This window comes from Ralstonia sp. 110700041-2 (assembly GCF_056280165.1).
In genome coordinates, this window is record NZ_JBSFAI010000007.1 from 112,455 (window position 1) to 125,450 (window position 12,996).

At 66.3% G+C, this 12,996-nt stretch carries 10 protein-coding genes; 8 read left to right on the forward strand and 2 right to left on the reverse strand.

All coding sequences use genetic code 11. From position 1 onward, the window contains the following. Nucleotides 1-178 precede the first annotated feature (178 nt). The 8 genes from ACUXH0_RS12225 to ACUXH0_RS12260 all read left to right on the forward strand — a co-directional run bounded on the left by ACUXH0_RS12225 (nt 179) and on the right by ACUXH0_RS12260 (nt 11,293). Nucleotides 179-958 (forward strand): enoyl-CoA hydratase/isomerase family protein, encoded by a 780-nt coding sequence (locus tag ACUXH0_RS12225; protein ID WP_009239271.1) that lies wholly within the window; start codon nt 179-181, stop codon nt 956-958. Between the two features lies 1 nt (nt 959). Continuing rightward, complete coding sequence (locus tag ACUXH0_RS12230) at nt 960-2,732, forward strand: acyclic terpene utilization AtuA family protein (RefSeq protein WP_137910919.1); 1,773 nt, start codon at nt 960-962, stop codon at nt 2,730-2,732. A 14-nt stretch (nt 2,733-2,746) separates the two neighbouring features. Then, on the forward strand, nt 2,747-3,901 hold the full coding sequence (locus tag ACUXH0_RS12235) for an acyl-CoA dehydrogenase family protein (RefSeq protein ID WP_137910918.1): 1,155 nt from the start codon (nt 2,747-2,749) through the stop codon (nt 3,899-3,901). A gap of 21 nt (nt 3,902-3,922) precedes the next feature. Beyond that, nucleotides 3,923-4,810, forward strand: coding sequence for an SDR family oxidoreductase (locus ACUXH0_RS12240; RefSeq protein WP_004633659.1), 888 nt, complete (start codon nt 3,923-3,925; stop codon nt 4,808-4,810). Beyond that, nucleotides 4,797-6,416: an acyl-CoA carboxylase subunit beta gene (locus ACUXH0_RS12245; RefSeq protein ID WP_137910917.1), complete on the forward strand. Its 1,620-nt coding sequence runs from the start codon at nt 4,797-4,799 to the stop codon at nt 6,414-6,416. The genes ACUXH0_RS12240 and ACUXH0_RS12245 overlap by 14 nt, the downstream gene beginning before the upstream one ends. A gap of 49 nt (nt 6,417-6,465) precedes the next feature. After that, nucleotides 6,466-7,623, forward strand: coding sequence for an acyl-CoA dehydrogenase family protein (locus tag ACUXH0_RS12250; RefSeq protein ID WP_009239266.1), 1,158 nt, complete (start codon nt 6,466-6,468; stop codon nt 7,621-7,623). 3 nt (nt 7,624-7,626) lie between these two features. Next, nucleotides 7,627-9,621 (forward strand): acetyl/propionyl/methylcrotonyl-CoA carboxylase subunit alpha, encoded by a 1,995-nt coding sequence (locus ACUXH0_RS12255; RefSeq protein ID WP_182594067.1) that lies wholly within the window; start codon nt 7,627-7,629, stop codon nt 9,619-9,621. Between the two features lie 85 nt (nt 9,622-9,706). Then, the gene (locus tag ACUXH0_RS12260) at nt 9,707-11,293 is read left to right on the forward strand and encodes an AMP-binding protein (RefSeq protein ID WP_137910915.1); all 1,587 of its coding nucleotides are present in this window, start codon (nt 9,707-9,709) and stop codon (nt 11,291-11,293) included. 6 nt (nt 11,294-11,299) lie between these two features. Here the strand turns inward: ACUXH0_RS12260 and ACUXH0_RS12265 are convergent, their stop codons facing one another. Together ACUXH0_RS12265 and ACUXH0_RS12270 are read right to left on the reverse strand one after the other, a co-directional pair. Next, nucleotides 11,300-11,977, reverse strand: a complete 678-nt coding sequence (locus ACUXH0_RS12265; RefSeq protein WP_137910914.1) for a TetR/AcrR family transcriptional regulator — start codon at nt 11,975-11,977, stop codon at nt 11,300-11,302. Between the two features lie 61 nt (nt 11,978-12,038). Beyond that, nucleotides 12,039-12,992, reverse strand: coding sequence for an MBL fold metallo-hydrolase (locus ACUXH0_RS12270; RefSeq protein ID WP_137910913.1), 954 nt, complete (start codon nt 12,990-12,992; stop codon nt 12,039-12,041). Nucleotides 12,993-12,996: the final 4 nt, after the last annotated feature.

Sequence of the window (12,996 nt, forward strand, 5' to 3'; positions counted from 1 at the left end):
GAATTGCTTACGGCCGCAGTGGGATCGTCATATAAATCATGGGGTTATGACGATCCGGCTTCGCTGTAGAAAATCGTTGAGGACCCACAGCACGCGAACGCTTCCATTTTTTCAATCAAATGATTTAGTATTGCCGGGCAGGCTGTCCAACCGAATTCCCTTTCAAGGCGAGCGTCGCGTGAGCACGGACCCGGAACTCCTCATCGAGCGGCGCGGCCAAGCGCTGTGGCTGACCATCCAGCGCGAAGACCGCCGCAACGCGATCAACGCCGCCGTGCTGGAAGCGCTGACTGCCGCGCTGGTCGACGCCGGCCGTGACGCCGCCGTGCGGGCCGTGGTGCTGACCGGCACCGGCACGCGTGCCTTCTGTGCCGGCGCCGATCTGCAGACCGGACAGTCCTTCCGCTTCGACTATTCCCAGCCGTACCAAGCCCTGGCGGATCTGTTTCGCCAGGCGCGCCGCTGCACCGTGCCGCTCATCGCCCGCGTGAATGGCGCTTGCATGGCGGGCGGCATGGGTTTGCTGGCGATGTGCGATCTGGCGGTGGCAAGCCACAGCGCCACGTTCGGCTTGCCGGAGGTGAAGGTCGGCGTGTTTCCCGCCCAGGTGCTGGCCGTGCTGCAGCACCAGTTGCCACGCCGCGTGCTGAACGAGTTGTGCTTGACGGGCGAACCGATGAACGCAGACCGCGCGCTCGCCGCTGGCCTCGTCAACGAAGTCACCGAGCCCGAAGCGCTTGATGGGGCTGTCGATGCATTGCTTGCGCGGCTGGTCGACAAATCGCCGTCGGCCATCCGGCGCGGCCTGTACACGCTCAAGCACGTGGAATCGCTCAGCTTCGAGCAGGCCATGGCCTTTACCGAAAGCCAGATCGGTCTGTTTGCGTTGACCGAAGACGCGCAGGAAGGCCAAGCCGCCTTTCGCGAAAAGCGCGCCCCGAACTGGAGGGGCCGCTGACATGCGCAATGACACCGTTTCCATCGGCGGGGCCAGCGGCTTCTGGGGCGACAGCGTGACCGGGCCGCTGCAGCTGGTGGCCTCCGGCCGTCTCGACTTCCTCGTCTTCGATTACCTGGCCGAGCTGACCATGTCGTTGCTGGCCAGCGCGCACATGAAGAACGCCGAGTTGGGTTACGCCACCGACTTTGTGAGCGTGGCGATGCGCGCGGTGCTCAAGGATGCGCTGGCGCAGAACATCCGCATCATCGCCAACGCGGGGGGCGTGAACCCACGCGGATGTGCGGCGGCGCTGCAAGCCTTGGCCGCTGAGTTGGGCGTGAGCGTGCGCATTGCCGTGGTGGAAGGCGACGATGTCATGGCGCTGCTGCCTGCCTTGCGCGGCGAAGGCGTGCGCGAACTACAGAGCGCACGCCCATTGCCCGACAAGGTGGTGAGTGCCAACGCGTACCTCGGTGCGTTGCCGATCAAAGCGGCGCTCGATGCCGGCGCGCAGGTGGTCATCACTGGCCGCTGTGTCGATAGCGCGGTTACCCTGGGCGCCTTGATGCACGCGTTCGAGTGGCGTGCCGACGACTACGATCGGCTCGCCGCCGGCAGCCTCGCCGGGCACATCCTTGAGTGCGGCTGCCAGGGTGCGGGCGGTCTGCACACCGATTGGGAAGCCGTGCCCGACTGGGCGCACAGCGGCTACCCGATCGCCGAATGCCGGGCCGACGGCAGCTTCATCGTCACCAAGCCCGAGGGCACGGGCGGGCTGGTGACGACTGCTACGGTGAGCGAGCAACTGCTCTACGAAATCGGCGACCCGGCGCGCTACGTGCTGCCGGATGTGGTGTGCGACTTCACGCAGGTGACGATGACGAAGACCGGCGAGCATCGCGTTGAAGTGCGTGGCGCACGCGGCCTCGCGCCCACGCCCGATTACAAGGTGAGCGCAACGTATGCCGATGGCTATCGGGCGACCAGCCAACTTACCATCGTCGGCATCGACGCCGACCGCAAGGCGCGCCGCACAGCCGAGGCGATTCTTGAGCGCACGCGCGGCCTATTCCGCCAGCTCGGCCTGCCGGATTACAGTGCAACGCATATCGAAACGCTCGGTTCAGCGTATCTGTTCGGGCCGCATCAGCCGAACGTGCCGCGATTTGAATCGGTGATGTGGCTGGCGGTGACGCATCCGAACAAGCAGGCGCTGGAACTGTTCGCGCGCGAGATCGCCCCGGCCGGCACGTCGTGGGCGCCCGGCACGACGGGCGCAGGTGGGCGGCCGAGCGTGGTGCCTGCCATCAAGCAATACGCTTTTTTGATCGACAAAGCGCGCGTGCAGGCGCGCGTGACATTGCTGGGTGGCGACAGCATCGACATCGACGTGCCAACGGGTGGCGCCGCGCTTGAACCATCCGCTGCGGCGCAGGCCTCCGTTGCATTGCCCCCCGGCCCGACGCGCGAGGTGTCTCTCATCGAACTCGCCTATGCCCGCAGCGGCGACAAGGGCGACACTTCCAATATCGGCGTCATCGCGCGTCGGCCCGAAGACCTGCCGCTGCTGCGCGCGCAACTGACGGAAGATGCCGTCGCGGCGTACCTCGCGCACGTCGTGAAAGGGCGCGTGACGCGGTACGACTTGCCCGGCATCCACGCGCTCAACTTCGTGTGCGAACAGGCGTTGGGCGGTGGCGGCATGGCATCGCTGCGCAACGATCCGCTCGGCAAGGGCATGGCGCAGGTGCTGCTGACGATGCCGGTGCGCGTGCCGGTCGACCACCCTTGATTGACGAGGCGATCATGTTCCCAGGCCTGCTGCCGTCTGCGCTGTTCGACGTCGATCACGATACCTTTCGCGAGACGGTGCGCCGCTTTGTCGACAAGGCCGTGCTGCCGCACATCGATGCGTGGGAAGAGGCCGAGACGTTTCCGCGTGCGCTGTATCGCGAAGCGGCCGACCTTGGCTTGCTCGGCATTGGTTTCCCCGAGGAATACGGTGGCACGCCGGGCGACCTGTTTCTTGAACTGGCGATGATCGAAGAGCTGACGCGAGCGGCCAGCGGCGGTCTACTCGCATCGCTGTTCAGCCATACGATCGGTGCGCCGCCCATCGTGGCGGGCGGATCGGCCGAGCTGAAGGCGCGCGTGTTGCCGGCGATTCTGTCGGGCGAGAAGATCAGCGCGCTTGCCATCACCGAGCCTTCGGGCGGCTCGGATGTCGCCAGCCTCACCACACGCGCGGTGCGCGACGGCGATCACTACGTCGTCAACGGCAGCAAGATCTTCATCACCTCCGGCATGCGCGCCGATTACATCACCGTGGCCGCGCGCACCGGTGAGGCGGGCGCGGGCGGCATCTCCGCGCTGCTGGTGGAGGGCGATACGCCTGGGCTGTCGCGCACGCCGCTCAAGAAGATGGGCTGGTGGTGCTCTGACACGGCGCAACTGCATTTCGACAACTGCCGCGTGCCGGTCGGCAACCTGCTCGGCGCGGAAAACCGCGGTTTCGAGCTGGTGATGCGCAACTTCAACCACGAACGCCTCGCGCTGGCGATGCAGGCCTACGGCCTGGCGCGCACGTGTCTGATCGAAGCCGTGGAATGGGCCACCCAGCGCGAGACCTTCGGCAAGCGCCTCGTGCAGCACCAGGTGGCGCGTCAGAAGCTGGTGACGATGGCCACGCGCATCGAAGCCACCCGGGCGTTGCTGGAAGACCTGATGCGGCGCATGCAGGCCGGCGATTCTCCGGTCGCGCAGCTGTGCATGCTGAAAAATTTCGCAACGCAGAGCTTGCAGTTCTGCGCGGACACGGCCGTGCAACTGCTTGGCGGTATGGGCTTCATGCGCGGCACCAAGTCGGAGCGCATCTATCGTGAAGTGAAGGTCTACATGATCGGCGGCGGCGCGGAGGAAGTTCTCAGCGACCTTGCCGCGCGCCAGCTCGGCTGGACCTAACGCGCATTCAGGGAGAGAACCATGTATCGCTCAGTCTTTCGACCGGGGCTGTTCCAGGGGCAGGTGGCCGTGGTGACGGGTGGCGGCAGCGGCATCGGCCGGTGTACCGCGCATGAGTTGGCGTCGCTGGGTGCGGCGGTCGCGTTGGTGGGGCGCAACGCAGAGAAGCTCGCCGCCGTGCGCACGGAGATCGTTGAAGCGGGCGGCACCGCGCACGCCTACGTCTGCAACATCCGCGACGAGGCTGCCGTGCAAGCCACCGTCGCGCAAATCTACGGCGAGCACGGCCGCATCGACGCGCTCGTCAACAACGCGGGCGGGCAGTTTCCCTCGCCGCTCAAGGACATTTCCGCCAAGGGCTGGGAAGCCGTCGTGCAGACGAACCTGACCGGCGGCTTCCTGATGGCGCGCGAGTGCCTCAACCAGGCGATGCAGCAGCGCGGCGGCGCCATCGTCAATATCGTGGCGGACATGTGGGGCGGCATGCCCAACATGGGCCACTCCGGCGCCGCGCGCGCGGGCATGGTGAACTTTACGGAGACGGCCGCATTCGAGTGGGCGCAATACGGCGTGCGCGTGAACGCGGTAGCGCCGGGCTACGTCGCGTCGTCGGGCATGGATGCGTATCCGCCTTGGATGGCCGAGACCATCCGGAGCATGCCGTCGACGGTGCCACTCGGGCGCTTTGCCACCGAGGCGGAAGTGTCGTCGGCGATCGTGTATCTGTTGTCGGAAGCGGCCGCGTTCATTACCGGCACCACGTTGCGCATGGACGGTGGGCGCCCGAACGTGCGGCCCGGTTCGCCCATGCCGGCTCCGCGTCATGGCGCCGAGCCGTTCAACGGCTTCCACCTGGCCGTGACGCCCAAGGTGCTGCAAGGCGAGGAGGGCCGCCATGCCGGCGCTTGAATCGCGCATCGTGCCGCAGAGCGACGCATATCGGCAGAACCATGCCGCGCTCACGGAACTCGTCGGCCGGTTGCGCACGCTGGAAGATCGCACACGCGACAAGTCCGAAGCCTCGCGCGCCCGCTTCGAGCAGCGCGGTCAACTCCTGCCGCGCGACCGGCTTGGCCGCCTGCTCGACGCCGGCGCGCCGTTTCTTGAGCTATCCACGCTGGCGGGCTTTTGCCTCGACCACGCAGACCCGGCGCGCTCGATTCCTGGCGGCGGCTTCATCGCGGGCATCGGCTGGGTGAGCGGTGTGCGCGCGATGATCATTGTCGACGACGCGGGCATCGACGCAGGGGCCGTGCAGCCGATGGGCATCGAGAAGTTCCAGCGTGCCCAGGCCATTGCGCTGGAGCAGAAGCTGCCGTTCATCCACCTTGTCGAATCGGCCGGCGCCAACCTGCTGACGTATCGCGTGGAGACCTTCATCCACGGCGGCAGCGGCTTTTACTGGCTCGCGCGGCTGTCGGCGGCGGGCATTCCGGTGATCAGCGTGGTGCATGGGTCCAGCACGGCGGGCGGCGCCTACATGCCGGGCCTGTCGGACTACGTGGTGATGGTGCGCCACCGGGCGCGCGCGTTCCTTGCCGGGCCGCCGTTGCTGAAAGCCGCCACGGGCGAGATTGCCACCGAAGAGGAACTGGGCGGCGCCGAGATGCACGCCACCACTTCGGGCCTGGCCGAATACCTGGCCGAAGACGACGCCGATGCGCTGCGCATCGCGCGCGAAGTTGTTGCCGCGCTCGACTGGAACCGCGATGTGCCGGCACCGGACAGGCCATACGCGCCGCCGCGCTTTGATGCGGAAGAACTGCTTGGCATTGCGCTCACCGATCACCGCAAACCGCTCGACATGCGCGAGGTGATTGCACGCATTGCCGACGGGTCGGATTTCCTGGAGTTCAAGCGCGATTACGGCTCCGGCACCGTCACCGGGCACGCGGCCATCTGTGGCATGCGCGTCGGCGTCATCACAAACAACGGGCCGCTGGACCCGGCGGGCGCGACCAAGGTGGTGCATTTCATTCAGGTGTGCTGCCAGTCCGACACGCCGCTGCTGTATCTGCAAAACACCACCGGTTTCATCGTCGGCAAGGCGTCGGAACAGGCCGGCATGATCAAGCACGGCTCGAAGATGATCCAGGCCATGGCCAACGCCACCGTGCCGCGCATCACCTTGCATTGCGGCGGGTCGTTTGGCGCGGGCAACTACGGCATGTCGGGGCGCGGTTTCTTTCCGGATTTCTGCTTCAGCTGGCCCAATGCCAAGACCGCCGTGATGGGCGCCGAGCAGGCCGCCGGCACGATGGCGACGGTCATGGCCGCGAGCATGCAGCGCAAGACACAGACCGTTGACCACGAAGCCATCGAAGCGATGCGCGCCAAAGTGATCGACACGTTCGAGCGGCAGTCCGATGCGTTCACCGTTTCGGGCCGATTGCTGGACGACGGCGTGATCGACCCGCGCGACACACGGAAGGTGCTGGCCTGCGTGCTCGGGGTGTGCGACGAAGCGCGCCGCCGCACGTTGCATCCGATCCAGTTTGGCGTTGCGCGCCCGTAGCCATCCCGACCCATACACGAACAGCCCAGGACAACCGGAGCGAGACACCATGCACTTCACCCACGAGCACCAGGAACTGCAGCGCAACCTGAAACGCTTCATCGACAGCGACATCAACCCGTACGTCGATGAATGGGAAGCGGCGGAGATGTTTCCCGCCAAGCAGCTCTTCAAGAAGATGGGCGAGCTGGGTTTCCTCGGCATCGCCAAGCCGACCGAGTTTGGCGGCCTGGGGCTCGACTATTCGTATGCGATGGCGATGGCCGAGACGCTGGGGCACATCCACTGCGGCGGCGTGCCGATGGCGATTGGCGTGCAGACCGACATGGCGACGCCCGCGCTCGCACGCTTCGGTTCGGACGAGCTGCGCGCACAGTTTCTCGCCCCCGCCATCAGCGGCGATGCGGTGGCGTGCGTTGGCGTATCGGAGCCGAGCGCTGGCTCCGATGTGGCAAGCATCAAGACCACGGCGCGCAAGGACGGCGACGACTACATCATCAACGGCAGCAAGATGTGGATCACCAACAGCCTGCAGGCCGACTGGATGTGCCTGCTGGCCAACACGTCGGACGACCCTGCCCACCGCAACAAGTCGCTCATCATCGTGCCGATGAACACGAAGGGCGTGTCGGTCGGCAAGAAGATCCGCAAGATCGGCATGAATTCGTCGGACACGGGCCTCATCTATTTTGACGATGTGCGCGTGCCGCAGCGCTATCGCATCGGCGAGGAAGGCAAGGGCTTCACGTACCAGATGCTGCAATTCCAGGAAGAGCGCCTGTGGGCCGCGGCCAGCAGCCTGGCGACGATGACGATGTGCATCGAGACCACCGCCGAGTACGCACGCGAGCGCAAGCTCTTCGGCGCCAGCCTGCTCGACAACCAGTGGGTGCACTTCAAGCTGGCCGAGCTGAAGACGGAAGTGGAAGCGCTGCGTGCGCTCACGTATCGCGCGTGCGATCTGTACATCCAAGGGCAGGACGTGACGGAGCTGGCATCGATGGCCAAGCTCAAGGCCGGGCGCCTCGCGCGCATCGTGCCTGATGCCTGCCTGCAGTTCTGGGGCGGCATGGGCTTCACGTGGGACAACCCGGTCTCGCGCTATTACCGCGATGGGCGCCTGGGCTCGATTGGCGGCGGTGCGGACGAGGTGATGCTCGGCATCATCTGCAAGTACATGAACACGCTGCCGGGCAAGAAGGGCTGAAAGATGACCGCCCCGCATGCCGCCTTCCGCTCGATCCTCATCGCCAACCGGGGCGAGATCGCTTTGCGCATCATGCGCGCGGCGCGTCGCCTTGGCATGCGCACCGTTGCCGTGTATTCCGACGCTGACCGCGATGCGCCGCATTGCCGCGCGGCCGATCTGGCGTTGCCGATCGGCGCGTCGCAACCGCAGGCGTCGTACCTGAACGTTGCGGCGTTGCTGGAGGCCGCGCGCAAGTCGGGTGCGCAGGCGGTCCATCCGGGTTACGGCTTCCTTGCAGAGAGCGATGCCTTTGCCGGCGCATGCGCGGATGCCGGCCTCGTCTTCATCGGGCCGCCTGCGGGGGCCATCCGAGCGATGGGCAACAAGGCTGGCGCCAAGCGCCTCATGGAAGCGGCCGGCGTGCCGTGCGTGCCCGGTTATCAGGGCGAGGACCAATCCGCCACACGCATGGCGGACGAAGCGGCGCGCATCGGCTACCCGGTGATGATCAAGGCGGCCGCTGGCGGTGGCGGGCGCGGCATGCGGCGCGTAGACCGGCCCGAGGCGTTAGCGGCGGCGCTGCAGTCTGCCCGCTCCGAAGCGGAGAACGCGTCTGGCTCGGGCGAGTTGATCCTCGAGAAAGCCATCGTCGAGCCGCGCCACATCGAGATTCAGGTATTTGCCGACACAGATGGCAACGTGGTTCACCTGGGCGAGCGCGATTGCTCGGTGCAGCGCCGGCATCAGAAGGTGATTGAAGAATCGCCGTCACCAGCCGTATCGCCCGAGTTGCGCGCGCGCATGGGCGCGGTGTCGGTGGCGGCGGCGCGCGCGATCGGCTACGTGGGTGCGGGCACGCTGGAATTCCTGCTCGCCCCGGACGGCGCGTTCTACTTCATGGAGATGAACACGCGCCTGCAGGTCGAGCATGCGGTGACCGAAGCGATCGTGGGCGTCGATCTGGTCGAGTGGCAGTTGCGCGTGGCGCTGGGCGAGCCGTTGCCGCTTGCGCAAGACGTCATCGACGCCCGCCGTGCACAAGGCGGCCACGCCATCGAAGTGCGTCTGTGCGCAGAAGACCCGCAGCAGAATTTCCTGCCGCAAAGCGGCACCGTCGCGCGCTGGCGTGCACCCGGAGACGTGCGCACGGACCATGCGTTGGCCGACGGGCTGGTTGTCTCGCCGTACTACGATTCGATGCTCGCCAAGATCGTCGCGCACGGCACCGACCGCGCCGATGCATGCCGGCGTCTCGCGCACGCCCTGGACGATTGCCTGCTGCTTGGCTTGCCGACCAACCGGGCGTTTTTGCGCGATTGCGTGGCGCATCCGGCGTTCCTTTCCGGCGATGTGTCGACCGCGTTCATCGACCGGCATTTCCCGGCGGCGATGCGTCAGGCGGCCGTACCCGATGCAGCGGTTTGCCAAGCGGCTGCCGTGCTGCTCACGTACCTGCGCCAGGACACCGCACGCCGCTATCCCGCAGAGCTGCATGGCTGGGCCAGCAGCCGCACGTATCCCACGCTGTGCCGCTTCACGCTCGACGGTGAAGCCATTGAGATGCGCGTGCGTGCGCTCGGTGCGCAGCAATGGGAACTGACCTGGGACGGCGGTGCCACGCAGGTGGCGCTTGTGTCTGGGCGCGAAGGGCGCATCACGCTCGCGCTGGGCGACACATTCCGCGCGGTGGATTACGCCGTCACGGCCAGCGCTTGCCACTTCGTGCTGAATGGCATCGAACACACCGCCATCGACACCACCTACGCCAAGGCCGAGCGCAGCGGCGCGCAAACCGGCAGCGGCCGCATCAGTGCACCGATGAACGGTCGCGTGGTTGCCGTACACGTGGCCGAAGGCGAGGCCGTCAGCGCCGGTCAGGTGCTGCTGGTGGTCGAGGCGATGAAGATGGAGCACAGCATTGCCGCGCCGCTCGCTGGCGAGGTGAAGGGGCTGTTCACCCAGGTCGGGGCCCAGGTTGCGCCTGGTGGGTTGCTGATGGAGATTGCCGCGGCCTAACGGCTGCACTGCCGTCCTGATCCCATCGTTTTGTCGTGCTGTTCATGCGGTCAATGCAGTCAATGCAGTCCTTAGGAGACGTCCCATGTCCGAAGCCACGCCAGACACCGCGCTTGAAGCCAACCTGCTGAACCGGGTGACGTTGGGCGATACGTTGCATCGCAGTGCGCGCAAGTTCGGCGCGAAGGTCGCGCTGGTCGATGGCGCCCGCCGCATGACGCATGGCGAACTTAACGCAGACAGCAATCGCTACGCGCACGCGCTGCTTGCAAGCGGCCTCAAGCCCGGCGACAAGGTCGCGATGGTGTGCGGGAACTCGGCGCAGTTCCTGGTGGCCGCGTACGGCATTTTCAAGGCGGGGCTGGTGTGGGTGCCGATCAACGCGATGCTCGGCCCGGACGACGTGCGCTACATCCTCGAACACGCCGAGGCGCGGCACGTGGTGATCGACGCGGCGCTGTACCCGGCGCTGCGCGACACGCTGGCGACGCTCGGGCTCCCGGCGCACCAATGCTTCGGTGAACCGGTTGCCGACGGGCCGCAACCGGTGGAGCAAGCGTTGCAAGGCCACGCCGATACGCTGCCCGCCGTGGTGATCGACGATCGCGATCTCGCGCTCATCATGTACACCAGCGGCACGACCGGCCGACCAAAGGGCGCGATGCATTCGCACCGCTCGGTGCATGCCGCGTTGATGTCCAACGTCGCCGGCCTGAATCTGAATGAGACCGACGTGTTCTCGTGCCTGCTGCCGATGTTCCACTGCGCGCAGTTTGCAACGGCCGCGTCCGCGATGATGGTGGGCGCCACGCTCGTCATCCAGCGCGGCTTTGATCCGGCGGCGCTGCTCGATGTGATTGCCAACGAACGCATCACGCAACTGTTCGGCTTGCCGCTCATGTACGCCGCGTTACTGCACCATCCGCTGCGTGCGCAGCGGGATCTCTCAAGCCTGCGCCTGTGCCTCTATGCGATGGCGCCGATGGCCAGGCCGCTGCTCGAACGCCTGATTGCCGAGGTGTGCCCCAACTTTGCCCTCGGCTCCGGGCAGACCGAGATTTTCCCGATGACGATGTACTTCGCGCCTGACCAGCAACTGCAGCGCACCGGCAACTATTGGGGGCAGCCGTGCATGGTGAACGAAGCAGCGGTGATGGACGATCAAGGCAATCTGCTCGGCCCGAACCAGTTGGGCGAGATCGTGCACCGCGGCCCGAACGTCATGCTCGGCTACTACAAGGACCCGCAGGCCACGGCCAATGCGCGCCGCTTCGGCTGGCACCACACGGGCGACCTCGGCATGTGGGATGCCGACGGCCAGCTTCAGTTCAAGGACCGCATCAAGGACATGATCAAGACCGGCGGTGAGAACGTCCCTTCGGTCAAGGTGGAAGAAGTGTTGCTACGGCACCCGGCCGTGGCGAATGCGGCAGTGGTCGGCTTGCCGCACGCGCACTGGGTGGAAGCGGTGGCGGCGTTCGTCTGCCTCAAGCCCGATGCTCACGCCGATGCCGCCGCGCTGCAGGCGCATTGTCGAGCGCATCTCGGTAGCTTTGAGGTGCCCAAGCACATCGCCGTGGTCGACAAGTTGCCCATGACGGCGACCGGCAAGATCCAGAAGCACGTTCTGCGCAGCGCCAACCAGACGCTGTTCGAGGGCGATGCGCGCTAACGTGGACTAAGCCACCGGCTGGGGCGGCGTACGCAGGATGAACAGCACCGCCTGATCGGCGAGTGCATCGATGCTGATACCCGCGCCGGCCTGATACCACTGCGCCGTCCAGTTCAGCGCACCGAACATCAGCAGCCGATCGACAGGCGTTGGGTGGGCCCATTCGCCGGAGGCGCGCAGGCGGTCGATCACGCGCGTCCAGATGTCTTCATACCGATCCTTGAGCGCGATGATGCGTTCTTGCGCCTGCGCGTCGAGCGAGCGCCACTCGTACAGCATCACCGGAATGAAATCCTGGTGGGGCGCAAGGATCGTGTGGAGGTGCGCGCGCACGAGCTGGCGCATCGCCTCGCGCGGGGGCAGGTCTTCGATATCGATGGCTTCGATATCCGCCAGCGCCACGGTCAGACCATGTTCGATCACGGCTTGCAGGATGTCCTGCTTGGTCTTGAAGTAGTAGAACCAGCTGCCCGCATGCACGCCCGTGGCCGCCGCAATGTCGCGTACCGTGGTGTTGCCGTAGCCCTTCTCCCGGAACAGTCGGGCCGATTGCTCGATCAGCGCGCGGCGCAAGCCCTCGTTGGCGTCCTGCGCGGGGCGGCCGCGCTTGCGGCGCGGTGCTTCGGCTTCAGGGGCGGCTTCGGTGGCAGATTCGGGCGGATTGGATGTGGCGGGTTTCGGCATGCCCAGGCGAAGAGAAGAGGCGTCGCTGCATTGTAGCGGGGCACTGCCACCGCGCGGCACGTCAATCGCGGTTCAGGATGCGGCCGTGTTCGACGGTGGCGGCGCCCGCCTTGACCAGCGCCGCAATCGCAGCATCCAGCAACGTCTCCATCGATTGGGCTGCGAAGAAGCGTGCGTGCAAGCGCGGCATCAGCGTGGTCTGTGTGAACCACGCAAACAGCGCCTCGTGCGACAGCGCCTGCTGCTCCAGCAGCTTGAACTTCACCAGCACGCGGATGGCGTGCAGCGCGTTGCGTTCCGGGTCTGCCCGCAGATACGCAAGCCGCCCGAGCGATGCATCAATCGCGGCGTTGACGTTGGTGAACGGCCGGCCGTGTCCGGGAATCACCACGCGCGCATCGAGCTGCACGATGCGCTCAAGAATGGCCTGCTGTTCGGCAAAGCCACTCTCGCCTTCCAGCTCGGGAAAGATCACGCCGAAGCCACGTTCCCATAGGGCGTCGGCCGAAATCAGCACGCGCGTGTCGGGGCTGAACAGAATGACCGCGTGCGGGTCGTGCCCCGGCGCGCTGATGACCTGCCAGTCGAAGCCTCCCAGTCGGGCCGTCATGCCGTCCGACAGCCCCGCGTCGGCATCGCTGTCAGGCAACGCGAAGCGTGCGCATTCCTGGCCGGTGGGGCCGTAGCTGAGGGCGTCGGTATCCCAGCGGCGCACGTCGTCGATCTGCGCGGCGGGCACGCGCGTGTGGCTGCCGTAGATGGCCTGCAGCGCTGCATTGCCGCCGCAGTGGTCGGAATGCAGGTGCGTGTTCAGCAGACGGCGCAACGGCCGGCCTTGCAGCGCGTGCTGCACAAGCGCCACGGTTTGCGGCGCGTGCGTGAGGTAGCCGGAGTCGACCAGCGCGCAACCGCCGCGCGCTTCGTCATCGAAGAACAGGATGTTGTTGGACGACAGCCAGCCGCGCTCGAACACGCGCATCGAATTGGGCAAGGTGACGACGTCGTGTTCGGCCATGGTG